This is a genomic window from Aliivibrio sp. 1S128, assembly GCF_001691065.1.
GTDB lineage: Bacteria > Pseudomonadota > Gammaproteobacteria > Enterobacterales > Vibrionaceae > Aliivibrio.
The window spans coordinates 41,611-68,066 of record NZ_MAJV01000111.1; the positions used below are offsets into that span (position 1 = coordinate 41,611).

23 protein-coding genes are annotated in these 26,456 nt (G+C 38.8%); 13 read left to right on the top strand and 10 right to left on the bottom strand.

What is annotated here, in order from left to right; translation table 11 throughout:
- Positions 1–102: 102 nt before the first annotated feature.
- Positions 103–408 carry a ComEA family DNA-binding protein gene (locus A6E03_RS15860; protein ID WP_083190265.1) on the top strand — a complete coding sequence of 102 codons (306 nt, stop codon included), beginning with the start codon at positions 103–105 and terminating at the stop codon, positions 406–408.
- Positions 409–477: 69 nt separating this feature from the next.
- Here the strand turns inward: A6E03_RS15860 and A6E03_RS15865 are convergent, their stop codons facing one another.
- Positions 478–1,833: a peptide MFS transporter gene (locus tag A6E03_RS15865; RefSeq protein ID WP_065591425.1), complete on the bottom strand. Its 1,356-nt coding sequence runs from the start codon at positions 1,831–1,833 to the stop codon at positions 478–480.
- 379 nt (positions 1,834–2,212) lie between these two features.
- Between A6E03_RS15865 and rfaH the strand changes: the two genes are divergently transcribed.
- Positions 2,213–2,713, top strand: coding sequence for a transcription/translation regulatory transformer protein RfaH (gene rfaH / locus A6E03_RS15870; RefSeq protein ID WP_065601237.1), 501 nt, complete (start codon positions 2,213–2,215; stop codon positions 2,711–2,713).
- A gap of 46 nt (positions 2,714–2,759) precedes the next feature.
- Here rfaH and asnB read toward each other — a convergent pair whose 3' ends face one another.
- The 4 genes from asnB to nagA all read right to left on the bottom strand — a co-directional run bounded on the left by asnB (position 2,760) and on the right by nagA (position 8,742).
- The gene (asnB, locus tag A6E03_RS15875; protein WP_065601238.1) at positions 2,760–4,427 is read right to left on the bottom strand and encodes an asparagine synthase B; all 1,668 of its coding nucleotides are present in this window, start codon (positions 4,425–4,427) and stop codon (positions 2,760–2,762) included.
- Positions 4,428–4,711: 284 nt separating this feature from the next.
- Positions 4,712–6,313 (bottom strand): cation:proton antiporter family protein, encoded by a 1,602-nt coding sequence (locus A6E03_RS15880; RefSeq protein WP_065601239.1) that lies wholly within the window; start codon positions 6,311–6,313, stop codon positions 4,712–4,714.
- Between the two features lie 76 nt (positions 6,314–6,389).
- A complete protein-coding gene (locus A6E03_RS15885) occupies positions 6,390–7,604 on the bottom strand; it encodes an ROK family protein (protein WP_065591429.1) in 1,215 nt (404 codons plus the stop codon).
- Position 7,605: 1 nt separating this feature from the next.
- A complete protein-coding gene (gene nagA / locus A6E03_RS15890; protein WP_065591430.1) occupies positions 7,606–8,742 on the bottom strand; it encodes an N-acetylglucosamine-6-phosphate deacetylase in 1,137 nt (378 codons plus the stop codon).
- Between the two features lie 400 nt (positions 8,743–9,142).
- On the opposite strand from nagA, the gene nagE reads away from it, so the two are divergent.
- Positions 9,143–10,633: an N-acetylglucosamine-specific PTS transporter subunit IIBC gene (nagE, locus tag A6E03_RS15895; RefSeq protein ID WP_065601240.1), complete on the top strand. Its 1,491-nt coding sequence runs from the start codon at positions 9,143–9,145 to the stop codon at positions 10,631–10,633.
- A 169-nt stretch (positions 10,634–10,802) separates the two neighbouring features.
- A complete protein-coding gene (glnS, locus tag A6E03_RS15900; protein ID WP_065591432.1) occupies positions 10,803–12,461 on the top strand; it encodes a glutamine--tRNA ligase in 1,659 nt (552 codons plus the stop codon).
- 85 nt (positions 12,462–12,546) lie between these two features.
- On the opposite strand, the gene fcrX is transcribed toward glnS, so the two are convergent.
- The gene (gene fcrX / locus A6E03_RS15905; protein WP_065591433.1) at positions 12,547–12,990 is read right to left on the bottom strand and encodes a ferric iron uptake transcriptional regulator FcrX; all 444 of its coding nucleotides are present in this window, start codon (positions 12,988–12,990) and stop codon (positions 12,547–12,549) included.
- A gap of 180 nt (positions 12,991–13,170) precedes the next feature.
- Between fcrX and A6E03_RS15910 the strand changes: the two genes are divergently transcribed.
- A complete protein-coding gene (locus tag A6E03_RS15910) occupies positions 13,171–13,635 on the top strand; it encodes a hotdog fold domain-containing protein (protein WP_065591434.1) in 465 nt (154 codons plus the stop codon).
- A 35-nt stretch (positions 13,636–13,670) separates the two neighbouring features.
- Here A6E03_RS15910 and fldA read toward each other — a convergent pair whose 3' ends face one another.
- From fldA to A6E03_RS15925, 3 genes are all read right to left on the bottom strand, one after another.
- A complete protein-coding gene (fldA, locus tag A6E03_RS15915; protein ID WP_065591435.1) occupies positions 13,671–14,198 on the bottom strand; it encodes a flavodoxin FldA in 528 nt (175 codons plus the stop codon).
- A 59-nt stretch (positions 14,199–14,257) separates the two neighbouring features.
- Complete coding sequence (locus A6E03_RS15920) at positions 14,258–14,479, bottom strand: DUF2788 domain-containing protein (RefSeq protein ID WP_065591436.1); 222 nt, start codon at positions 14,477–14,479, stop codon at positions 14,258–14,260.
- Between the two features lie 87 nt (positions 14,480–14,566).
- Positions 14,567–15,343 carry an alpha/beta fold hydrolase gene (locus tag A6E03_RS15925; RefSeq protein ID WP_065601241.1) on the bottom strand — a complete coding sequence of 259 codons (777 nt, stop codon included), beginning with the start codon at positions 15,341–15,343 and terminating at the stop codon, positions 14,567–14,569.
- 94 nt (positions 15,344–15,437) lie between these two features.
- On the opposite strand from A6E03_RS15925, the gene seqA reads away from it, so the two are divergent.
- The 3 genes from seqA to A6E03_RS15940 all read left to right on the top strand — a co-directional run bounded on the left by seqA (position 15,438) and on the right by A6E03_RS15940 (position 18,510).
- Positions 15,438–15,986, top strand: a complete 549-nt coding sequence (seqA, locus tag A6E03_RS15930; protein WP_065591438.1) for a replication initiation negative regulator SeqA — start codon at positions 15,438–15,440, stop codon at positions 15,984–15,986.
- A gap of 48 nt (positions 15,987–16,034) precedes the next feature.
- A complete protein-coding gene (pgm, locus tag A6E03_RS15935) occupies positions 16,035–17,681 on the top strand; it encodes a phosphoglucomutase (alpha-D-glucose-1,6-bisphosphate-dependent) (protein ID WP_065591439.1) in 1,647 nt (548 codons plus the stop codon).
- Positions 17,682–17,754: 73 nt separating this feature from the next.
- Positions 17,755–18,510, top strand: coding sequence for a Nif3-like dinuclear metal center hexameric protein (locus tag A6E03_RS15940; RefSeq protein WP_065591440.1), 756 nt, complete (start codon positions 17,755–17,757; stop codon positions 18,508–18,510).
- 102 nt (positions 18,511–18,612) lie between these two features.
- Here A6E03_RS15940 and A6E03_RS15945 read toward each other — a convergent pair whose 3' ends face one another.
- Positions 18,613–19,902 carry a citrate synthase gene (locus A6E03_RS15945; protein ID WP_065601242.1) on the bottom strand — a complete coding sequence of 430 codons (1,290 nt, stop codon included), beginning with the start codon at positions 19,900–19,902 and terminating at the stop codon, positions 18,613–18,615.
- Positions 19,903–20,294: 392 nt separating this feature from the next.
- Here A6E03_RS15945 and sdhC point away from each other — a divergent pair, with 392 nt between their 5' ends.
- From sdhC to sucA, 5 genes are all read left to right on the top strand, one after another.
- Positions 20,295–20,690 (top strand): succinate dehydrogenase cytochrome b556 subunit, encoded by a 396-nt coding sequence (gene sdhC, locus A6E03_RS15950; protein WP_065601284.1) that lies wholly within the window; start codon positions 20,295–20,297, stop codon positions 20,688–20,690.
- Positions 20,684–21,031: a succinate dehydrogenase, hydrophobic membrane anchor protein gene (gene sdhD / locus A6E03_RS15955; protein WP_065591441.1), complete on the top strand. Its 348-nt coding sequence runs from the start codon at positions 20,684–20,686 to the stop codon at positions 21,029–21,031. The genes sdhC and sdhD overlap by 7 nt, the downstream gene beginning before the upstream one ends.
- On the top strand, positions 21,031–22,797 hold the full coding sequence (gene sdhA, locus A6E03_RS15960) for a succinate dehydrogenase flavoprotein subunit (RefSeq protein ID WP_065591442.1): 1,767 nt from the start codon (positions 21,031–21,033) through the stop codon (positions 22,795–22,797). Before sdhD ends, sdhA begins: the two co-directional genes overlap by 1 nt.
- Positions 22,798–22,811: 14 nt before the next feature.
- Complete coding sequence (locus A6E03_RS15965; RefSeq protein WP_065601243.1) at positions 22,812–23,525, top strand: succinate dehydrogenase iron-sulfur subunit; 714 nt, start codon at positions 22,812–22,814, stop codon at positions 23,523–23,525.
- A gap of 108 nt (positions 23,526–23,633) precedes the next feature.
- Positions 23,634–26,450, top strand: coding sequence for a 2-oxoglutarate dehydrogenase E1 component (sucA, locus tag A6E03_RS15970; protein WP_065601244.1), 2,817 nt, complete (start codon positions 23,634–23,636; stop codon positions 26,448–26,450).
- Positions 26,451–26,456: the final 6 nt, after the last annotated feature.

Genomic DNA, 26,456 nt, shown 5'->3' on the forward strand with positions numbered 1-26,456 from the left:
AGGATTTTTTGTTCATATTACTTATTATTTTTTGATGACAGATAGAGATCGTATTTCTGAAGTATCTGACATACTTATTTTAATAATGAACAAGGGATGGTCATGAAACGTATAATAGGTTTACTTAGTTCTGTTTTATTTGCTGTGATTCTATTTTCGAGCAGTGTAGTTAATGCTAAGGAAGAAAGCGTCGACAAGCATGAAGGAATAGAAGTTATTGTTAATATTAACGAGGCGCAAGCAGAAGAGCTTAAAACATTACTCATAGGTGTTGGTGACTCAAAGGCAAAAGCCATTGTTGATTATCGAAAAGAAAATGGGAAGTTTGTAGCAGTAGATGATTTATCTAACGTGAAAGGCATTGGTGATAAGTTATTAGAAAAGAATCGACATAGAATTGTATTGTAGATAATTACTTTATATGAAAAAGGCTGCCTTAATTAGTTAAGGCAGCCTTTTTATTTTTGTACATTTAAATTAATGTGCTTTCTCAGCTCCGTGCATCCAACGGATAAGAGTTCCAGAGATTGTTAGCAATAAAACACCAGAAATTGTTGCTGCAATTGCAATTCCGGCAAAAATATCTAATGCGCCAAGGCTTTCAACATGAGAGCCTACAACACCTGCGATGTAGTTGGATATTGCATTAAAACCAAACCATGTTCCCATCATTAATGATGCTAAACGGAGTGGAGCTAGTTTAGTTACTAATGATAGTCCAATTGGAGATAAACATAATTCCCCTAATGTATGGAAAAAGTAAGCACCAACTAACCAGTACATAGATGTTTTTATCGTTAAATCGCCACCTTGTTCCATAACGGCACCTACCATGCATAAAAAGCCGATAGCTAAGAAGAAAAGAGCGAATGCAAACTTAACCGGTGAACTTGGTTCTTTAGGACCTAGTTTTATCCATAGCATTGCAATGAGCGGGGCAAGTGTAATGATAAAGAATGGGTTTAATGATTGAAACCAAGCCGCAGGAACTTCAAATGAACCGATCATTCTGTCGGTATATTGTTGGGAATAAATGTTCATTAATCCACCAGCTTGTTCAAAGCCAGCCCAGAATACGATAACAAATAAACCCATAACCATGATTACTTTAAGGCGGTCGATTTCTATTTTACTTAATACATGGTGAGATGTACCTTTAGCTTCAGCATTTTCTTTTGCAATATGTGCTGCAGGGCGAACTCCAATATCACCTAAGAAGCGTTGAGCAAATAAAGTTTGGATGATTAAGCTAATAACCATACCAATACCAGCGGCAGCAAAGCCTGCTTTCCAGCCCCAAATCCCTGTTACAGAACCAGAAACGACACCAGCAAGTAATGAACCTAAATTGATACCCATATAAAAGATAGTGAAAGCGCCATCACGACGATTGTCACCTTCTTTGTACAAGTCTCCAACCATTGTTGATACGTTTGGTTTGAATAAACCGTTACCTGCAATAAGGAATCCTAAACCAACATAGAAAAGGGTCTCAATCGAAAATGGTAAAATATTATGAGGAAGGGCCAGTGTAAATTGACCTATGACCATTAAAAAACCACCAATTAACAATGATTTTCGTTGGCCTAAATAGTTATCAGCTAGCCAGCCACCAATTAAAGGCGTTATGTACATAAGGGCAGTATAAGTACCATAAAGGCTAAGAGCGTCTTTAACTGTCCAGCCTAATCCACCGTTAATCGTTCTGTCGGTTAAATATAAGACTAAAATTGCTCTCATTGCATAATAAGAGAAGCGCTCCCACAATTCAGTCCCAAAAAGTAAGAACAACCCCTGAGGGTGCCCCATAAGTGTTTTGTTGTTGTTTGGCATAATGCTCTCTTTTAAATAGAATTTTATTCTTTTTATATAAGATAAATTTATACCCTTCGAATTTACATACTGCAACGTTGTACAATTTTATGTGATTTACTTAACATTTTAAGCTGTTGAAATATTTAGAAACATTTATTTCATGTTACATATCTAGGTTCTGTTTATTTCACTTTATTTGGATTTTTATTTTGATTTTTAATTAACTGGGAGTTTTTAATTTTAATTTAGTTCTTATTTTTAATATTTAGTATTTCTTTTGTCTGTTTTTTGTCATTTAACATTCTAGGTAGATAGCTGTTGAGTTATTTAACCTATTTATTTAGTTGTGGTTTATGGCGTGCTATGCTTCTGTGTTGGTTAGCTAGGTATATAAATAATGAAAGAATGGTATTTACTCTACTGTAAGCGTGGGGAGCAACAGCGAGCAAAAGCACATTTAGAAAATCAAAATGTAGAGTGCTTTTACCCTGAAATAGAAGTTGAGAAAATAATAAGAGGTAAGAAAAAGGCAATTAAAGAACCTTTATTCCCTTGTTACATGTTTGTGCGGTTTGATTTTGAGGAAGGACCGACGTTTACAACTGTTCGCTCAACTCGTGGCGTAAGTGATTTTATTCGTTTTGGTGGAGAGCCTAAAGTCTTGTCAGGAGATCTGATTTATTCATTAAAATTGATTAATGAAGATTGTATGAAAAGTAAGAGCTTAGCTGAATTCTTGCCTGAAATTGGCCAAAAAGTATCAATTAAAGAGGGGCCTTTTGTGGGGGTGGACGCTATTTATAAAGAAGCGGATGGTGAAAAACGTTCAATTTTATTGATTACTCTGATTAATCAAAAGGTTGAAATTAAAGTAGATAATAGTGAAATTGAATACTAAATAAAAAAGCGCCAAAAATGGCGCTTTTTTATTATGAACAATTTAGTTAATCATACGCTTCATTGTGAACCGCTTGTACCGCTCGACCTGATGGGTCAACACAGTTTTTGAATGATTCATCCCACTCTATTGCTTTTGCTGAAGAACACGCCACTGATGGGCCACCAGGAACACATTTAGCGGCATCTTCAAGAGGGAATAGCTCTTCAAAGATTTCACGGTATACATAGCCTTCTTTTGTTACAGGCGTATTGTAAGGGAAGCGGAATTTAGCTGATTCCATCTGTTGGTCTGTCACTTTCGCTTCAGCTGTTTCTCGTAATGTATCAATCCAGCTATAACCAACTCCATCAGAAAACTGCTCTTTCTGTCTCCATGCAATTGCGGGTGGTAAATCATCTTCAAAACATTCACGAAGGATATGCTTTTCCATTTTACCGTTACCACACATTTTATCTTGTGGATTTAAGCGCATAGCAATATCGATAAACTCTTTATCTAGGAAAGGTACTCGGCCTTCTACGCCCCAAGCTGCTAATGACTTATTTGCTCTAGCGCAATCAAACATATTTAAAGCCAGTAGCTTACGTACTGTTTCTTCATGAAATTCTTTTTTATTTGGTGCTTTATGGAAATATAAGTAACCACCAAAGATTTCATCAGCACCTTCACCAGAAAGTACCATTTTAATACCCATAGCCTTGATCTTACGACCCAGTAAGTACATTGGTGTAGAAGCACGAATCGTTGTTACGTCATAAGTTTCAATGTGATAAATAACATCACGAATAGCATCAAGACCTTCTTGAATAGTGTAAGTCATCTCATGGTGTACAGTACCAATTTGGTTAGCAACTTCACGAGCCGCTTTTAGATCAGGTGCACCTTCTAACCCTACAGCAAATGAATGCAGTTGTGGCCACCATGCTTGAGATTGTTCGTTATCTTCAATACGCATTGCAGCAAACTTTTTCGCAACTGCTGATGTGATTGATGAGTCAAGACCACCAGAAAGAAGCACACCATAAGGAACATCTGTCATCAGTTGACGTTTTACCGCGTCCTCTAATGCTTGTTTAAGTTCTTCTTTACTTGTTGGATTATCTTTAACTGCATCATATTCCATCCAGTCACGTACATAATAACGTGTTGGTTCTGCATCTTTTGATGAGTAAAAATGACCAGGAGGAAATTCACTGATTGATTTACAAACCGGAACCAGAGCTTTCATTTCAGAGGCAACATAATAGTTACCATGCTCGTCATATCCGTGATACATAGGAATAATACCGATATGATCACGACCGACTAAATACTCGTCTTTTTCTTCATCATAAAGAATAAAGGCAAAAATCCCGTTTAAGTCTTCTAATAAATCAGCCCCTTTCTCGCGATACAGAGCTAAAATAACTTCACAATCAGAATCTGTTTGGAAAGTATAATCATCAGCGTATTTTTCACGTAATTCTTTATGGTTATAAATTTCACCATTAACCGCTAAGATGTGCTTCTTATCTTCGCTATAAAGAGGTTGAGCACCACTGTTTACACCAACAATAGCCAAACGTTCATGCGCTAAAATTGCTTTATCTGATGAATAAATACCAGACCAATCAGGTCCACGGTGGCGAAGTTTTTTTGACATTTCTAGTGCGGATTTACGCAGTGGTGTTGGATCGGTTTTAATATCCAGTATTCCAAAAATTGAGCACATAAGTTCCCTCTATCTCTTCTTAATTTTTATCATAAATTATTGTCTTGAATACAATTTGCCATCATCCCTAAAAAAATCAACCCAGAAATACAAATAAAATTACAAATAGATAACCTGAATAGATAATATTTAATATTTATGCTGTTTTGGTATGAGATCGTTAGTTGAAGATGTTTTTTGAACAGAAATGATGAGAAATTATGGGATATAAATAAACATCAGATTAGAACGCTTTTAGATTCTAACCTGATTTATTTATCATGCAGATGATTAATTAAGCATTATTATTTCATGTTTTCATTTTGTGGATTGAATTTCGGATTTAATTGTTCACTTACATGACGAGCAAAACCACTACCTGCTTCATGGTAAATATTAAATGCAGCATCAACACCTTGTTCGAGTAGCCCTTCAATTTGGTCATTATAAGCCGCAATTGCTGCGGTTTGGCCTTGATAATTTCGTGATTGTAATTGTTCTAATGCAAATTGATTACCTTGGTGGTTGGGCATGGCTAATAGCACGATTTTCACGTGTGAAGTTGATAAAATACGTTCCCAAAAATCGGGGTCGGTAGCATCGCCAAGAATAACATTTCGCCCTAGCTCTTGATGGCGCTTAGCTGATTCTTCGCGTAGTTCTATCCCTAAAATAATATCGCCATATTTATCTTTTAATTCATCATAAGCGCCGCTACCAATTCGACCCATACCAAGAATTAAAATTTGTGCTCTACCTGGATTAATTAATTTATCCATTGGGTTTAAGCGTTCAGCGGTGTGTTCTTTTAACCAATGGCGTGACCGCTGATAAATTGAGTGTCCAAAATTATTTAAAGGCGCTGAAATAATGAAGGAAATGGATACAGCAATAGCAATGGCAACGAGAGTATCTCCTGGTAACCAACCCATTTTAAATGCTAATCCACCCACAATTAATCCAAACTCACTGTAATTAAATAAGGTCAGAGAGGTGAGTAAGGAGGTTCGAACGCGGAACTTAAATTTATTAATGATAATGAAGTATAAAAAACCTTTTACCGGTAGCAGTAAAATTAAAAATAGAGCCAGTGTTAACCCTGCAAATGTCGGTGCTGCTGATAGCCCTATATTTAAGAAAAAACAAATGAGTAAAATTTCTTTTAAATTAAATAAGGATTTTGATAATTCAGAGGCTTTAGAGTGACCAGCTAATAACATGCCTAGGATAAGAGCGCCAAGATCTGGCTTCATTCCAACGAGTTCGAAGGTACCAGCACCAGCGACCAAGGCTAAGAATATGCCATAAAGAACTAGCATTTCTCCGTGACCAGCCCAGTCTAATAGTTTAAAGAATAAAGGTCTAAAGAGTGGGAGTGCAAATAAAGCTAAGGCGGTAATTTCAGGTATTTTACCAGTAGATACGGTTAAGAAAACAACGGCAAATATATCTTGCATAACAAGAATGCCAATAGCTAAAGTACCGTAAGTCGCGTTCATTTCGCCTTTTTCTTGCAATGCTTTAACTGCAAAAACGGTACTAGAAAAAGAGAGGGCAAAACCAAATAAGACTAATTGTGCAGTATCTATATCTGCAAGTATTGTTATCCCGAGAAGTTTGAGACCAAGTAGAGCAAATGTGAAGAACAGTGTTGAGAATACGTTATGGAGTGTAGCACCTAGCCAAATTTCTTTAGCTAATAAGGTTTTTATATCTAATTTTAAGCCAATAGAAAAAAGGAGCAGGGTAACGCCAAGATCTGCAAAGGTAGAAAGTGCATCATTAGATTGAAAGCCAAGCGCGTGCAAACCAAATCCAGCTAATAAAAAACCAACCAACGGCGGTAAGTTGATCTTTAATGCAATAAAACCCATTACAAACGCTGCAATGATAAAAAGTAACTCCATATACTATTGTCCTGAAAGTGTTAAAAAAAAGGCTGCAAAAGCAGCCTTAGAGTAACATGTTAAAAATTATTTATGATTATTCATCTAATAATTTTTGTAACAATACACCATTAAGCATAGCGCGCTTCACCATTGAAAATGCACCAATTGTTGGTTGTTCATGGAGTTCTGATGCAACAATAGGAAGATCTTTATGGAAAGCGGTCAATGATTGATTTTTGATACAATTACGAATAGCAGCAAATAGAATTTTATCTGATTGAGTAATAGCACCCGAGATAACAATTTTTTGTGGATTAAATAGGTTAATTGTCATTGCAATGGCTTTACCAAGTTGGTTACCTACTCGCAGCAATGTTTGTGTTGCAAGTTCATCACCATGATTTGCAGCATGACAAATATCTGCCATTGTGATGTTTTCTAGCGGTGAAAGGCTTGAAGGGTAACCTTGTTCAAGTAAAGACTTGATGCGTGCGATAATTGCAGGGTTTGCTGCTACGGTTTCTAAACAACCAAAATTACCACATTGGCATTTATCGCCAATCGGATCGATCTGAATATGACCAATTTCACCTACGTTTCTATTATGGCCTAAGAAAACTTTACCATTAACGATAATGCCTGCACCAGTACCACGGTGAACACTGACTAATATAGAATCATAGCAATCTTTAGACGCACCAAAATAATGTTCGGCTAGAGCTAAACCGCGCACATCATTGCCAACAAAACATTGAGTGTTGAAAGTGTCTCTAATGAAATCGGCTAGTGCCAATTTATCTATATCGGTATTTGGCATGTACTCTACAACGCCGGTCTCTGGGTTAACTAGACCAGGAAGGGTGATGCCGATAGCAATTAATTGCTTAATGGTATCTTGATTTTGAGTGATGAAATTTTGGAGTAATTTATTTAAGCCATCTAAAAGGTGTTCTTGATTACTATAATGAAATTCTTGATATTCACTGGCTAATTCTTTTGTGGAAAGGTCAAAAAGACTTAACTGGATATAATCACGGCCTAAACGCACTGCGATAGAGTGAAAAGGTTCCGTTTCGGTGGTCAAAGAGATCGCTCTTCGTCCACCAGTTGACGCTTGTTGCGCGACTTCTTTAATTAAGCCGCGCTCCAATAATTGACGGGTTATTTTGGTAACACTTGCTGGGGCAAGTTGACTAACATCTGCGATTTGAATTCGAGATATCGGTCCTTTTTGGTCGATTAAACGATAAACAGCCGCACTGTTTAATTGTTTTACTAGATCTACATTACCAATTTGTCCGTCAGTCATATTAACTTTGCTCGTATTGTCCGTTAACAACAGTCGCTTTTACATTAAAGTCACGATCAAAAATAGCAAGGTTAGCAACCATGTTCTTTTTAATTCGGCCAAGTTTATTATCCACGCCAATTGCTTGAGCTGGATATAACGTAGCCATACGTAGTGCTTCGTCTAAAGCGATTCCAACGTGCTCAACTGTATTCTGAACTGCTTCAATCATAGTCAGAGCTGAGCCGCCTAATGTGCCATTCTCATCAACACATTTACCTTCCTTGTAATATACTTTCTTACCAACAAAAATAAAGTATTCCATGTCAGCACCTGCAGGAGCTGTGGCATCGGTCACTAATACTAGCTTTTCTTTCTTTATTTTGTGCGCAATTCGGATATTTGCATAGTCTACATGGAAACCATCAGCGATGATGCCAGCATAAACTTCTGGTGTATCATAGATAGCACCAACAACACCAGGTTCACGACCAACCATAGGCGTCATCGCGTTAAATAGATGAGTTGCGAAAGTGATACCTGATTCAAAACCTTGGCGAGCTTCTGCATACGTAGCATTAGTGTGGCCAATTGATACAACAATACCTGCTTTACATAAACGTTCGATGTGTTCTGGATCATTTTGCTCTGGAGCAAGAGTTACTTTTGCAATTAAATCCGCGTTATCACACATTAATTGGATCATATCAGAGTCTGAATGACGGATATGGTCAACGCTATGAATGCCTTTTTTCATTACGTTTAGGTATGGACCTTCAAGGTGTAGACCTAAAGATTGGTTTTGATATTTATTGTGATATTCACGAGCAGCTTCAATCGAAGTTCGCATATCTTGGTCTGAAGAGGTAATTAGTGTAGGTAAGAAACTAGTACAGCCTGATTTTAAGTTCGCTTCATGCATGATCTGCATTGTTTCTGCAGTGATTTCATCATTTAGCATCACACCGCCACAGCCATTTAATTGAAGGTCGATAAAACCAGGGCTTAGAATGGCACCATCTAAATCCTTTAATTCAATACCATCGGGTAATTCTGATGTTGGGCAAACGGCTTCGATTTCTGTTCCATTAATGATGACAGAATGGTTAACAAGAACATCGTTACCAGTATAAACCTTACAGTTAGTTAGTGCATACATAGCTTGAATCCTTTAGTTATAATTTATGATACGAAAAAAGTGTAAACTTTTTTTCGTTTAAATTTTTAAGCAAGTAAAAATAGAACTGCTTACTGAGCGGTACACTCAGTTACCTAAATGTTACGTTCAGTAATGACAAAGTTTGGTCTTTTATAGACCAAATTTTATTCCGTATGTTTTATTCTTTCGAATGATAAAATAAGTTTTATGATCTCGCTAGCAAAATACCTTAAATATTCCCTCCGCAGGTGATAATGATCACAATTAGCTCGCTTTTAATTTGCGGGGCGAAATTAATCCCTTACACTGACCCTGTTAATAACGAGTAGCGAAATAAGTTTATAACGGACAAATTAAGCTATTCAAAAAAATCTAAAATCCTTATAGGGGGAATCTAAAGGTGAATATTTTAGGATATTTTCAAAAAGTAGGTAAAGCACTGATGGTACCAGTTGCTACATTACCTGCAGCAGCAATTTTAATGGGTATTGGTTACTGGATTGACCCGGTAGCTTGGGGCGGTAATAGTGCATTAGCAGCGTTTTTAATCAAAGCTGGTGCGTCTATCATTGATAACATGTCTGTACTATTCGCAATTGGTGTTGCTTATGGTATGTCTAAAGATAAAGATGGTGCAGCGGCACTTTCTGGTTTTGTTGGTTTCCTTGTTGTAACTAATCTTCTTTCTCCAGGCGCAGTAGCTCAGATTCAAGGTATTGATCCTGCAGCTGTACCTGCGGCTTTTGGTAAGATCAACAACCAATTTGTTGGTATTTTAGTTGGTATCGTATCTGCTGAAATCTACAACCGTTTCTCTGCTGTTGAATTGCATAAAACACTTGCATTCTTCTCTGGTAAACGTCTTGTTCCTATCTTAACGTCATTTGCGGGTATCTTAATTGCCTTCATTCTTATGTACGTTTGGCCTGCTATTTACGGTGGCCTTGTACACTTTGGTGAATCAATCCAAGGTATGGGTTCTGTTGGTGCTGGTATTTATGCATTCTTCAACCGTCTACTTATTCCTGTAGGTCTTCACCATGCACTTAACTCTGTGTTCTGGTTTGACGTTGCTGGTATTAACGACATCCCTAACTTCCTAGGTGGCGCTAAGTCTATCGCTGAAGGTACTGCAACTGTAGGTGTTACAGGTATGTACCAAGCTGGTTTCTTCCCAATCATGATGTTTGGTCTACCAGGTGCAGCACTAGCTATCTACCACACTGCAAAAGTTGAGAATAAAGAAAAAGTAGCGTCTATTATGATCGCTGCAGGTTTCGCATCATTCTTTACAGGTGTGACAGAACCACTAGAATTCTCATTCATGTTCCTTGCTCCTGCATTGTATGTAGTTCACGCGGCATTAACGGGTATCTCTGTATTCATCGCAGCATCTATGCAATGGATTGCAGGTTTCGGTTTCTCTGCTGGTCTAGTTGATATGGTTCTTTCTAGCCGTAACCCACTAGCAGTTAACTGGTACATGCTAATTATCCAAGGTATCGTATTCTTCGCAATTTACTACTTCGTATTCCGCGCTGTAATCATTAAGTTTAATCTTAAGACTCCAGGCCGTGAAGAAGATGATGAAGAAGAAAGCTCAATCCGTGGTTCTAAAGAAACAAGTGAACTAGCTAAGCAGTATCTTAAAGCGCTTGGTGGTCATGAAAATATCGAAAATATCGATGCTTGTATTACTCGTTTACGCTTAACTCTTAAAGACACTAGCGTAATTAGTGAGAAGCAACTTAAAGGCCTTGGTGCAATGGGTGTAGTTAAACTTGGTTCAAACAATGTTCAAGTTATTCTAGGTCCTCTTGCTGAAATCGTTGCTGGCGAAATGAAAAAAATCCCAGCGTCGGAAGACCTAACAGCAGTTGCATTACCATAATTATTGAGTAAATTAACTCGATTTAATAAGCCGCTCTAATTAGAGCGGCTTTTTTTATGGAAATAAAGCAACTATTTGATTCTATATATTGAGTATTGCCCCATAATTGTGGATCATAGGGAGATATGAACAATCTGTTCTTTCTCTTAATACCAATGAGGTGCTTTAGATGAGTGAAACTGAAACTCGTCCTACCAACTTTATCCGTCAAATTATTGATGAAGACCTAAAGTCAGGTAAACATTCCAGTGTCCATACTCGTTTCCCGCCAGAGCCAAACGGTTATCTGCATATCGGTCACGCAAAATCTATCTGTTTGAATTTTGGTATTGCTCAAGATTACCAGGGACAGTGTAATCTACGTTTTGATGATACTAACCCTGAAAAAGAAGATATTGAATACGTTGAATCAATCAAAAATGACGTTAAATGGTTAGGTTTTGATTGGAGTGGTGATATTCATTATTCTTCAAACTATTTCGATCAGTTGTATGGTTACGCGGTTGAATTGATTGAGAAGGGCTTGGCTTATGTTGATGAGCTAACGTCTGATCAAATCCGTGAATACCGTGGTTCTCTTAAAGAGCCAGGTAAAAATAGCCCATACCGCGATCGTAGTGTCGAAGATAACCTTGCGCTATTTGAACAAATGCGCGATGGTAAATTTAAAGAAGGCACTATTTGCTTACGTGCAAAGATTGATATGGCTTCTTCATTTATCGTTATGCGTGATCCAGTTATTTATCGTATTCGTTTTGCTTCTCATCACCAAACTGGTGATAAGTGGTGCATTTACCCAATGTACGATTTTACTCACTGTATCTCGGATGCGCTTGAAGGCATTACACATTCAATTTGTACGCTAGAATTCCAAGATAACCGTCGTTTGTACGATTGGGTATTAGAAAATATTACGATTGACTGCCAACCACATCAGTATGAATTCAGCCGCCTAAACTTAGAATATACGATTATGTCTAAGCGTAAGCTGAATGAACTTGTGACTGAGAAGTTAGTAAATGGTTGGGATGATCCACGTATGCCTACTGTTTCTGGTTTACGTCGTCGCGGTTTTACTGCTGGCTCTATTCGTGAATTCTGTAAACGTATTGGTGTAACTAAACAAGAAAACATGATTGAATTTGGTTCATTAGAATCATGTATTCGTGATGATCTGAATGAGAATGCACCTCGTGCGATGGCTGTACTTGAGCCTGTAAAAGTAGTGATTGAAAACTACGAAGAAGGTAAGGTAGAAACGTTAAACGTTGCAAATCATCCTAACAAGCCTGAAATGGGCACGCGCGAAGTACCATTTACTCGTGAAGTTTATATCGAGCAAGATGATTTCCGTGAAGAAGCAAACAAGAAATACAAACGTTTAGTTCTTGGTAAAGAAGTACGTTTACGTGGTGCTTATGTTATTCAAGCAAATCGAATTGAAAAAGACGAAGCAGGTAACATTACGACTATTTTCTGTAGCTATGATGCAGAAACGTTAGGTAAGAACCCAGCAGATGGCCGTAAAGTTAAAGGTGTTATTCACTGGGTATCAGCAGATAAAGCGGTACCAGCGGAAATTCGTTTGTATGATCGTCTATTCACAGTGCCAAATCCTGCTACTTTAGAGGATTTCTCAGAGAGTATTAACCCTGAGTCGTTGGTTGTTAAAAATGGTTTTGTAGAACCAAGTTTAGCAACAGCAGAAGTTGAAGCAGGCTATCAATTTGAACGTACAGGCTATTTCTGTATTGATAACAAAGACTCTACACCAGAAGCTCTTGTATTCAACCGTACAGTAGGTTTACGTGATACTTGGGAAGGTTAATCCAGACTAAGTATTTACTGAATTGATAATAAAAAACCAGCAGAAATGCTGGTTTTTTTATGACTAAAATCTGTTAAATTGATGATTAACCGTTATGAGCATCATCATTATCAATGCAGTCATTAGTAATACAGTGGCCGTATAGATATAAACTGTGGTTAGTAAGTCGAACATTGTATTTTTTAGCGATATCTCGTTGACGTTCTTCAATCATTTCATCAGAGAATTCGATAACTTTACCGCAATCTAAGCACACAAGGTGATCATGGTGGTGTTGAGTTGCTAGTTCAAAAACAGATTTACCACCTTCAAAATGGTGACGGGTCACAATGCCGGCATCATCAAATTGGTTTAATACGCGGTATACGGTAGCAAGACCAATCTCTTCACCAATATCGATTAATTTTTTATATAAATCTTCTGCACTGATGTGTTGGCAATCTGGTTGTTGAAGTACTTCTAAAATCTTCAAACGCGGAAGAGTAACTTTTAAACCGGCTTTTTTTAGTGCTTGGTTGTTATCTGACATCGACTTTTCCTGTATTGACATTCTGCATCGATTTTTTGTGCAGTTTTAATAACTTAATTATAGGGAACATTCAATCTAGTTGATACCCTATCTGTACGATCTCTTACAAAAAAATAGATGTTGATCTTATGTTAAGAAAACATTTATTATGAGGTCAGACCAGATTTAAGGATGATAAATATGTATAAGTACTTTACCCCAAAAATAGTTAGAAGGGCATTGAATATTTGGCCACCATTTTGGGGGGCTGGGATCTCGATCCAAACTATTTCATCTGACTTTCAAGAAGTGAATGTTATATTGAAAGATCGGTTTTGGAATAGAAATGCCAATCGAACTCAATATGGAGGAAGTATTTTCTCTATGACTGATCCTGTATTTTCATTAATGCTAATGGGTATTTTGCGTGATGAGTACTTTGTATGGGATAAACAATCTGAGATTGACTTTATTTCACCGGGAACGACAGATTTACAGGCACACTTCTTGATTTCAAATGAGACGATTCAGGAGATAAAATGTCATACAGAAAATGGGGACAAGTATTTTCCAAAATTTGAAGTGTATATTTATGATAAAAAAGGAAAGGTGGTTGCGAGGGTGAATAGAACGTTATATGTGAGAAAAAAACCAGAATTTAGATGATGCTCTCAAAGAACAGAGAGCATCATAAATCAAAATTAGTCTTCTAATTCTGCAAGGCACATTTCTTCATGGATTTGGTTAACCCATTTAGTTACACGCTCTTCTGTAAGCTCTGGCTGGCGATCTTCATCAATACAAAGACCGACAAAGTTATTTTCATCAACTAAGGCTTTAGATGCTTCAAATTCATAACCTTCAGTTGGCCAATAGCCGATCACTGTACCACCTTTCGCTTCTACGATATCACGGATATTACCCATAGCATCACAAAAGTACTCAGCGTAATCTTCTTGATCACCACAGCCAAAGATAGCAACAAGTTTCGTTGAGAAATCAATGCCTTCTAGTTCAGGGAAGAAATCATCCCAATCACATTGAGCTTCACCGTAGTACCATGTAGGGATACCTAAAAGAAGAAGATCGAAATTATCAATATCTTCTTTACTGCTTTTCGCAATGTCTTGAACGTGAACGAGCTTTTTACCAAGCTGTTTTTGAATCATCTTGCCAATAGCTTCAGTATTACCTGTGTCGCTACCAAAGAAGAGTCCTACACTTGCCATATGATGAATACCTGTATTTGTCTGTATTAATTAAAAATAGATGTTATTAGATCAGTGGCTTAGCCTAGACCTGCACCTTCCCAGCTTAGCTGAATAATTCCTTTAGCAATGAAACCAGTACAGCCTAAAAAGAGTACTAGCCAAACTATTTTTCGGCCAAAAGTCGGTACATTTGCTTGCTTTAGTACATCTTTAATTGCCATACCGATAAAGAAGAATATCGAGGCAAACAGAAAATCTAATCCAATAGATTCAATGAGGTCAAAATGTTCATATAGCATAAATCAGCCTTATTTTAGTTAAGCGACTTAAATCTGATCGAATAATTTTGCAAAACTATATCATAGCTTTGACGTTGTTGATATGGATTATCGAGTACCAACTTTCTCTAAAAATCGATTTATTACTCGATATATGGTTTCAGGCTTTTCTGCATGAAGCCAATGGCCTGTGCCACTTACAATATGTGCTTTAGCTTTTGGAAATTGCATCATAATTTCTTTTTGATGCGAAGCCTGAATGTAATCGGAGTTTTCTCCTTTTATAAATAGGGCATCTCCCATAAATGGCGAAATTTGATCCCAACCAATGATCTGATGATAGTTACTAAGTAAAGCCGGGACATTAAAACGCAAAGCTAAATGATCGCCTTCTTTATAGAGTGATTTACTTAAAAATTGTCGTACTCCTGGTTCGAGTATCGAGGTTGCAAGTAAATTATCGGCTTCTTTTCGGGTCTTTGGTGGTGTATTTATTATATGTTGCAGTCCAGAAAAAACGGCATCGTGTCTGCGTTCAGGGTAGGCAACAGGCGCCATATCTAACACAATTAATGAAGGTATTATTTCAGGCTTTTGAGAGGCGATAGCCATCGCAACTTTACCCCCCATAGAGTGACCGATAATAGCCTTAGGCTTAATTGCTAAATGTTCAATTAAATGAACGACATCGGAAGCGAGGGCTTGATAGCTATGATCGTCAGAATGAAAAGAGTGACCGTGATTTCGAAGATCAACACTGATCACTCGATACGATGATTCAAGTTGCCTAGCAAGAAGACCTAGGTTATCTAAATTCCCAAATAAGCCATGAATTAGGATCAAAGGATCCCCATTTCCTTGTTCTTTATAGTTAAGTAGCTTCATTTTTCTACGTTGTGTTAGGTTTGTCGTAGAGTATCACGATTATACAATGTATAATCGTGCCTTCATAAATAGATTATAGAATACGAACCATATAATGAAGACAATTGAAGTAGACGAAGAACTATACCGCTTTATTGCGAGCCAAACTCAACACATCGGTGAAAGTGCCTCTGATATTTTGCGTCGTCTCTTAATGCAGTCATCACCTTTAGACTCTGTTATTTCTGTTTCTGCTCCTGTTGAAGTACAGAAAAAAGGCATTGTAGTCAGTAAAGATGCAGGTAAAGAGATATCAATAGATCGTGTTAAAGCGGTGCGTACTTTATTAATCTCTGATGAATTCTCAGTATTGGATAAAGCAATCGATCGTTTTTTAACGGTACTTTCAGAATTATATAAAATTGACTCAAAAGCATTCTCTGAAGCGACGGAAGTGAAGGGAAGAACTCGAGTTTATTTTGCAGACAATCAAGATACATTGATTGCAAGTGGTAAAACAACCAAGCCAAGAGAAATCAATGGCACTCCATTTTGGGTTATCACGAATACAAATACTAATCGCAAGCGCCACATGGTTGAATTGTTAATGGAGCGTATGGGTTTCCATCATGATTTGACAGAAAAAGTGTGTGCGGCGATTTAAATTTTTGAGTTACGGCTCAAATAATAATTTGTCACAAGGAATCGTCAAATGGCTATACATCCTCGCGCTGGGCAGAAAGCTCAGCAAGAAGATTTACACAACATCCCAGCATTAGTTGCTAATTATTTTTTATTAGAACCTGATGCAACTAATCCAGATCAAAAAGTTCAGTTTGGTACCTCAGGGCACCGAGGAACGTCTGATAAAGCAACGTTTAATCAGCATCACATTTGGGCGATTGCTCAAGCTGTGGCTGATGTTCGTAAAGAGACTGGAGTAACAGGCCCACTTTTCTTAGGTAAAGACACACACGCTTTATCTGAACCTGCATTTACTTCTACCATTGAAGTGCTTGTGGCTAATGGTGTTGAAGTGATTATCCAAGAGGATAATGGCTATACACCAACGCCTGGTATATCTCATGCAATTTTAACGCATAATGTTAAATTTGATAATAAAGCAGATGGTCTCGTCATTACCCCTTCGCATAACCCTCCTCAAGATGGCGGGATCAAATATAACCCGACACATGGTGGTCCAGCGGAAGGTGAGTTAACTACGGCGATTGAAAACCAAGCCAATGCTTATATCGCGAATGAGTTAAGTGGTGTGAAGCGCATTGCGATCAATGAAGCAATGAAGTCTGATCTGGTTAAGCAAGTGGATTTAGTGAAGCCATATATTGATGACCTTAAAAACGTTATTAATATTGACGCGATTCAAAAAGCAAATCTTAAATTAGGTGTCGATCCACTTGGTGGTTCTGGTATCGAATACTGGCGTCAAATAGGTCAAGTATTTGATCTGGATTTAACTCTAGTAAGTGAAGCAATTGATCCTTCATTCCAATTTATGTCGTTAGATAAAGACGGTGTAATACGTATGGATTGTTCTTCACCTTACGCAATGGCAGGTTTGTTATCATTAAAAGATGATTACGATTTAGCGTTTGGTAATGATCCTGATTATGATCGTCATGGCATTGTTACTCCATCAGGCTTAATGAATCCAAACCATTATCTAGCCGTATGTATTGATTATTTATATCGTAATCGTCCTGATTGGAAGCCAGAGGTTGCTGTAGGTAAAACTCTAGTGTCCTCAGCGATTATTGATAAAGTCGTTGCTGATTTAGGCCGCGATCTATGCGAAGTACCGGTTGGCTTTAAATGGTTTGTTGATGGACTGTACAATGGCAGTTTAGGCTTTGGTGGTGAAGAGAGTGCAGGGGCTTCTTTCTTGCGTTTTGATGGCACACCTTGGTCAACCGATAAAGATGGTATCCTGTTATGTCTACTTGCTGCTGAAATCACAGCAATTACAGGCATGAACCCTCAAGAGTACTATAATAAACTTGCAGCTCAGCATGGCGAATCTAGCTATAACCGAATTCAAGCGGTTGCTAATAAAGCACAAAAATCAGTATTAAGTAAATTATCTCCTGAAATGGTCTCAGCAACAACACTTGCTGGTGATGAGATCACGGCTCGTTTAACGCATGCTCCAGGTAATGGTGCGGCGATTGGCGGCCTGAAAGTGACTACTGCGAATGGTTGGTTTGCTGCTCGTCCATCAGGAACAGAAGAGATCTACAAGATTTACTGTGAAAGTTTTAAAGGTGCTGAACATTTAGCATTAATTGAACAAGAAGCACAAGAAATTGTAAGCAATGTATTTAAAGACGCGGGCTTATAATTTAAACCCGTTAATTCTTTAATAAAAGCAGCGCATGTCGCTGCTTTTTTATTATTTAAAATGGACAGTAATAATGAATAATTTTCAGTTGGAACAGCTATTAAACCAAGAATTAAAACCTCAACTTATCAAAGATTACTGCCCAAATGGATTACAAATCGAAGGCAAATCTGAAGTCACAAAAATCATTACAGGTGTAACCGCTTCACAAGCATTAATTGATGTGGCTATTGAAAAAAACGCAGATGCTTTGCTCGTTCACCATGGCTATTTTTGGAAGGGTGAAAGTGAATCAATTAAAGGAATGAAGGGTAATCGTATTCGTTCTTTAATTAAAAGTGATATTAATCTATTGGCTTATCATCTTCCTTTAGATATTCACCCTATATTAGGTAACAATGCAGAATTAGCTCGTTTATTCTCTATTTCAAATGTGGAAGGATTAGAAGTGACACCTCAATCTATTGCAATGAAAGGAGAGTTTGACGTTGCGTTATCTGGTAAAGAGTTAAGTGCACGAATTCATCAAGTATTGAATAGAGCCCCTCTACATATAGCACCTGATGTTGATAAAGAGATAAAAACGGTAGCTTGGTGTTCTGGTGGTGGGCAAGATTATATTGAATTAGCTGCACAGCAAGGGATTGATGCGTTTATTTCTGGTGAAGTATCTGAAAGAACGACGTATATCGCGCGTGAATTAGGTATTCACTATTTTGCTGCTGGTCATCATGCGACCGAGCGCTATGGTGTTAAGGCTCTGGGTGAGTGGTTAGCAAAAGAACATGGCTTTGATGTGGAATTTATTGATATTGATAATCCAGTTTAAGCTATTTTAAATAGTTATTGTTATTAATTAATACGTAATAAAAAAGGTTGATGCATGAGCATCAACCTTTTTTGTTTACATGTCTAATTACGTAAACTAGTTCTATTCACGCTCATGAAGAGGCTTGAATTCACGAAGCTCTTCACCAGTGTAAAGTTGACGCGGACGGCCGATACGGTTATTTGGATCACTGTGCATTTCGCTCCAGTGTGCAATCCAACCGACAGTACGAGACAGCGCGAAGATAACAGTAAACATAGAAACCGGAATACCAATCGCTTTTAAGATAATACCAGAGTAAAAATCTACGTTTGGATACAGTTTCTTAGAGACAAAGTATTCGTCAGAAAGTGCAATACGCTCAAGTTCCATTGCTACATCCAATAATGGATCTTTAATGTTAAGCTCTTTTAGTACTTCATGACACGCTTCGCGCATTACCGTTGCACGTGGATCATAATTTTTATAAACACGGTGACCAAAGCCCATTAGGCGGAATGGGTCATCTTTGTCTTTTGCTTTTTCAACGTATTCATCAATGTTGTCAAGAGAGCCAATCTCTTCAAGCATACGTAGACAAGCTTCATTTGCGCCACCATGGGCAGGACCCCATAGAGAAGCTATGCCTGCTGCGATACACGCAAATGGATTTGCGCCAGAAGAACCCGCTAGACGAACGGTTGATGTCGATGCATTTTGTTCGTGATCAGCATGAAGTGTGAAAATTTTATCCATAGCGCGAGCGACAACAGGATTTACTTCATACTCTTCACATGGGTTTGCAAACATCATGTGTAAGAAATTTTCTGCGTACGTTAAGTCATTACGTGGATAGATAAACGGCTGACCAATAGAGTACTTATAACACATGGCAGAAAGTGTTGGCATTTTAGACAACAGTCGGAATGCTGCGATTTCACGGTGTTCATCATTACTAACGTCTAATGAATCGTGATAGAAGGCAGCTAAAGCACCTACAACACCACACATAACAGCCATTGGGTGAGCATCACGGCGGAAGCCGTGGAAGAAACTAGAAATCTGCTCATGAACCATGGTATGACGAGTAACAATATCTTTAAATGTCTCGTATTCTTCACGGCTTGGAGCTTGGCCATTTAGCAGTATATAACAGACTTCTAAATAATCGGCATTATTTGCTAATTGATCTATTGGAAAACCGCGATGTAATAAAACACCTTTATCACCATCGATATAAGTTATTTGGGACTCACAAGATGCAGTGGCAAGAAAACCAGGGTCAAAAGTAAAGTAGCCACTTGCGCCTAATTTTCGCACATCGATCACTTCAGGACCGATAGTTCCATCCATGATCGGCATGTCTACTGGGGCTTGACCTTCGATGTGAAGGGTTGCCTTTTTATCAGCCATAACATTCTCCTTTTGTTATATTTTTATATTATCCCGGATATGAGAGTGACAACTTTGTACCCATTACGCGGGCTAATGTCAATTTTTGTGCGCTTATGTGTGCACTTGTTTATATTTTTAATTAAAAAAAAGTTAATTTTCTGTGGTGTGATGTAGGTGTTATTTAACCGTTTGTAATCAGATGTTTCACATCGTATACTGCGGCTGAGTTTCTGTTCTGTCCCTTATATTATATAGGGTTAACGAGATATTCATCTACTTAAAAATAGAGTTTTATTTGTTAAATTACTCACATAAAGAGATGTTGCTCACAATGAAAGTTATTAAAATGTTAAATTTACATAGCTTTTGATAGATCAGAGGTATCTATAACAATAAAATGCTCAATGGAGCTGAGTGAGCCCCTTGTGAAAGTTAAAAAGTCTAGACCTGTCAACTTAGATCTACAAACGATCCGTTTTCCTTTAACGGCTATCGCCTCAATATTGCATCGCGTAAGTGGTGTGATTACTTTTGTTTCTATTGGAATACTACTTTGGTTGCTCAACCTATCACTTTCTTCACCTATTGGATTCGCACAAGCCGCTGATTATATCGATGGTTTTTTTGTGACGTTCATTATGTGGGGAATTCTGACTGCGCTTGCTTATCATATTGTGGTCGGTGTTCGTCATTTAATGATGGATATGGGCTATTTTGAAGAGCTTGAGTCAGGTACTCAAAGTGCTAAGGTTGCGTTTGCAATTACAGCAGTATTATCTCTTTTAGCAGGAGTATTGGTATGGTAGCTAATGTATCTTCCTTTGGTCGTAATGGCGTACACGATTTTATCTTAATTCGTGCTAGCGCGATCATTCTTACCCTATACACATTCTATATTGTTGGTTTCTGTGCCTTTGGCCCAGATCTGACGTACCTATCATGGACAAACTTCTTTGGTGGTTTGTTCACAAAAGTATTTACGATGCTAGCGTTACTTTCCATATTAATCCATGCATGGATTGGTTTATGGCAAGTACTTACTGATTACATTAAACCTATGCTGTTGCGTGCTCTGCTTCAATTAGGTTTGGTGAGTGTTCTTTTGGGATATTTCTTTTCTGGTTTAGTTATAGTGTGGGGTGTGTAGTGAGTATTGCTGTTAGAGAATTTGACACCGTAGTGATCGGTGCTGGTGGTGCGGGTATGCGAGCCGCACTGCAAATTTCAGAGCAAGGCTTATCATGTGCCTTGTTATCAAAAGTATTTCCAACTCGCTCTCATACAGTATCTGCTCAAGGTGGTATTACCGTCGCTCTTGGTAATGCGCATGAAGATCATTGGGAACAGCATATGTACGATACCGTAAAAGGGTCTGATTATATTGGTGACCAAGATGCGATTGAGTACATGTGTAAAAATGGGCCTGAATCGGTTATCGAATTAGAAAAAATGGGTTTACCGTTTTCTCGTTTTGATGATGGCACAATTTATCAACGTCCATTTGGTGGTCAATCTAAGAATTTTGGTGGTGAACAAGCAGCACGAACCGCTGCAGCAGCAGACCGTACCGGTCATGCTTTGCTTCATACCTTATACCAACAAAATATTAAGCATAAAACGACCATCTTTTCTGAGTGGTATGCGCTTGATTTAGTTAAAAATGAAGACGGTGCAATTTTAGGTTGTACGGCACTTTGTATGGAAACCGGCGAAGTTTGTTACTTTAAATCGAAAGCAACCATCCTTGCTACAGGTGGTGCTGGTCGTATTTATGCGTCAACAACCAATGCACACATCAATACTGGTGATGGTGTTGGTATGGCTATTCGTGCTGGTGTTCCAATGCAAGATATTGAAATGTGGCAATTCCACCCAACGGGTATCGCAGGAGCCGGTGTTCTTGTAACGGAAGGTTGCCGTGGCGAAGGTGGTTACCTACTGAACAAAGATGGTGAGCGCTTTATGGAGCGCTACGCTCCAAATGCCAAAGACCTAGCAGGCCGTGATGTTGTTGCTCGTTCAATGATGGTCGAAATCCGTGAAGGCCGTGGTTGTGATGGTCCTTGGGGTCCTCATATCAAGCTTAAATTGGATCACCTAGGTAAAGAAACGCTTGAATCTCGTCTGCCTGGTGTGTGTGAGTTGTCTCGTACCTTTGCTCATGTAGATCCAGTAAAAGAACCAATTCCTGTGATCCCTACTTGTCATTACATGATGGGTGGTGTGCCAACACAAGTGTCTGGTCAAGCAATTAAGCAAGATGACGCAGGTGCAGATGTTGAAATCCAAGGCTTATTTGCTTGTGGTGAGATTGCCTCAGTGTCAGTACATGGTGCTAACCGCTTAGGTGGTAACTCTCTACTTGATTTAGTGGTATTTGGTCGTGCAACAGGGCTTCATTTAGGTGAAACACTGAAGAAGCAAGCCGAAGCTAAGCCTGCTACTGATGCTGATATTGAAGCTTCTCTTGAGCGTTACAATCGTTGGGAAAACAGTACGGGTGGTGAAGATCCAGTTCAAATCCGTAAAGATTTACAACAATGTATGCAAAACAACTTCTCGGTATTCCGCGAAGGTGATGCAATGGCAAAAGGCCTTGAAGAGCTTAAAGTGATCCGTGAACGCCTTAAAAATGCTTACCTTGCTGATAAATCAACAGAATTCAACACACAACGTATTGAATGTCTAGAGTTAGAAAATTTGATGGAAACCGCATTTGCAACGGCGGTCGCTGCAAACTTCCGAACAGAGAGCCGTGGAGCTCATGCTCGTTTTGACTTCCCTGACCGTGATGATGCGAATTGGTTATGCCACTCAGTATATAACCCTGAGACAGAGTCGATGACTAAGCGTGGTGTGAACATGGAGCCAATCCATCGTGAAGCATTCCCACCTAAAGCACGTACGTACTAAGAGAGGGCAGAAAGATGAAATTGAATTTTTCAATCTATCGTTACAATCCAGACGTAGATAATGCCCCTCACATGAAGGCGTATACGTTAGAAGTAAAAGAAGGTTCTGATATGATGGTGTTAGATGCACTTATCTTATTGAAAGAACAAGATCCTACACTATCTTTCCGTCGCTCATGTCGTGAAGGCGTATGTGGTTCTGATGGTTTAAATATGAACGGTAAAAATGGATTGGCTTGTATCACTCCATTATCAGAGCTAATAGGTAAAGGCGATCTTGTTATTCGTCCATTACCTGGTCTGCCTGTCGTTCGAGATTTGATCGTCGATATGGCACAATTCTATGAAAATTATGAGAAGGTAAAACCTTTCTTAATCAGTGATGGTGCAACTCCTCCTTCAAGAGAGAACCTGCAATCTCCAGAAGAACGCGAGCACTTAGATGGGCTGTATGAGTGCATTATGTGTGCGTGTTGTACGACATCGTGCCCATCATTCTGGTGGAACCCTGATAAATTCATTGGACCTGCTGGCCTACTTGCCGCTTATCGTTGGTTAATTGATAGCCGTGATACCGCGACAAATGAACGTTTATCTAATTTAGATGATGCTTTCAGTGTTTTTCGTTGCCATGGCATAATGAATTGTGTAAGTGTATGTCCTAAGGGGTTAAATCCAACAAAAGCAATTGGTCATATAAAGACAATGCTATTGAAAAGAGCGGTATAACCTATATCACCTCAACTGATATGCAGAACTAATGTGTATTAGTTGAGTCTTATAAGCCCGGCACAAAAGACCGGGATAGACGTGAAACTACTGGATTAAGGGAAAATAATGCAGAATAGCGTGATGAAGACATGGTTTGAGTCTTCACATTTAGCTGGCGCTAATGCAACGTACGTAGAAGATCTCTACGAACTCTATCTCAGTGACCCGGAAATCGTTAGCGATGAATGGAGAGAAGTTTTTGATACGCTTCCAGTCGAAAATACTGGCGCATCAGAGCAAGCTCATTCCCCTGTACGAGATTATTTCCGTCGTCTTGCGAAAGAAACAAAGCAAGTTAGTGCTCAAGTTAATGATCCAGATGTAGATGCTAAACAAGTAAGAGTATTGCAGTTAATCAATGCATACCGTTTTCGTGGTCACCAAAATGCAAATTTAGACCCATTAGCACTGCAACAGCATGAATATGTTGCTGAATTAGAACCTTCTTTTCATAATTTAAATGACGAAGATTTTTCAGAAACATTTAACGTTGGTTCTTTTGCTTCAGGGCAAGAAACAATGAAACTGTCTGATTTGTATAACGCATTACGTGGCACTTATTGTGGCTCTGTCGGTGCGGAATACATGCATATTACTAATACAGAAGAAAAGCGTTGGATCCAACAGCGTTTAGAATCTGTAGCGGGTAATCCTGTTTTTACTGCACAAGAAAAATTAACGTTCCTTGAAGAGCTAACGGCTGCCGAAGGCTTAGAGCGTTATTTAGGCGCTAAATTCCCAGGTGCGAAGCGATTCTCATTGGAAGGTGGCGATGCCATGGTTCCAATGGTAAAAGAAATTATCCGCCGTGCTGGTGAAAATGGTGGTCGCGAAGTTGTTATCGGAATGGCTCACCGTGGCCGATTGAACATGCTTATTAATGTTCTAGGGAAAAAACCGCAAGACCTCTTCGATGAATTTGCAGGTAAACATGGCGAATCATGGGGTACTGGTGATGTTAAATACCACCAAGGCTTCTCTTCAGATTTTGCTACCTCTGGTGGTAATGTTCACTTAGCCCTTGCGTTTAACCCGTCTCACCTTGAAATTGTTAACCCAGTTGTTATTGGTTCTGTTCGAGCTCGACAAGACCGTTTAAATGATTCTGCGGGTAATAAAGTTATTCCTATTACTATCCATGGTGATTCTGCAATTGCGGGTCAAGGTGTTGTAGCTGAAACATTCAATATGTCTCAGGCTCGTGCATTCCATGTAGGTGGTACGATTCGTATCGTTATTAATAACCAAGTTGGTTTTACGACATCGAATCCAAAAGATATGCGTTCAACGCAGTATTGTACTGATATTGCTAAAATGGTTCAGGCTCCGATTTTCCATGTGAATGCGGATGATCCTGAAGCCGTTGCTTTCGTTACTCGTATTGCTTTGGATTACAGAAATGAATTCAAACGTGATGTCGTGATTGATTTAGTTTGTTACCGCCGCCATGGTCATAACGAAGCTGATGAACCAAATGCAACGCAGCCATTGATGTATCAAAAAATCAAGAAGCACCCAACGCCTCGTAAGCTATATGCTGATACATTGATTGAACGTCAAGATCTTGAATTGGAAACAGCAACTCAATTAATTAATGAGTATCGTGATGCACTTGATCATGGTGAAGTTGTAGTAAAAGAGTGGCGTCCTATGCAATTGCATAACGTTGACTGGACTCCATTTCTTGGCCATGACTGGAATATTGAATGGGACAGCAAATTCGATAAAACTCGTTTAGTTGAGCTTGGTCAGCGTGTTTGTCAGTATCCAGAGAGTCATAAATTACACAGTCGTGTAAATAAGATGTGTAATGACCGTATTTCTATGGTCGCTGGTGAAAAAGCCATTGATTGGGGTATGGCTGAAACATTAGCTTATGCAACATTGGTTGACGAAGGTCAGCGAATCCGTATTACTGGACAAGATTCAGGCCGCGGTACTTTCTTTCACCGTCATGCTGTTCTTCATAATCAATCTGATGCAAGTACTTACGTACCATTAGCAAATATTCATGATAAACAAGGCCCATTTGAAGTGCATGATTCTGTACTATCAGAAGCGGCAGTACTTGCTTTTGAATATGGCTATGCAACAGCAGAACCAAGCGGCTTAACTATTTGGGAAGCACAATTTGGTGATTTTGCTAACTGTGCACAAGTAGTTATTGACCAATTTATCTCATCAGGAGAACAAAAGTGGGGCCGTATGTGTGGTCTAACTATGTTGCTACCTCATGGTTATGAAGGCCAAGGTCCTGAGCATTCATCAGCAAGACTGGAACGATTTTTACAAATGTGTGCTGAACAAAACATGCAAGTGGTGGTTCCATCGACCCCTGCACAGGTTTACCACATGTTGCGTCGTCAAGTTGTACGCCCAATGCGTCGTCCTCTGATTGTTATGTCGCCGAAATCACTATTACGTCATCCTCTGTGTATTTCATCATTAGAAGAGTTAGCGGAAGGAAACTTCCAAGCAGCAATTCCTGAAATTGATGACTTAGATCCTACACAAGTGAAACGTGTCGTATTTTGTTCAGGTAAAGTTTATTTTGATCTATTAGAGCAACGCCGCACTAATGAACAAAATGACATTGCAATTGTTCGTATTGAGCAGCTCTACCCATTCCCGAAAGAAGACGTAGAAGCGGCAATTGCACAATACACGAATGTTGAAGATTACGTTTGGTGTCAAGAAGAGCCACAGAACCAAGGCGCTTGGTATTCAAGCCAGCATAACTTCCGTTCGGCACTACCAAGCAATGCAATCTTAAATTATGCAGGACGTCCGGCGTCTGCCTCTCCGGCAGTTGGCTATATGTCAGTGCACGTGAAACAACAAAAAGCGTTAGTTGAAGACGCTCTGACCCTAAATAAGAACTAGAAAGTA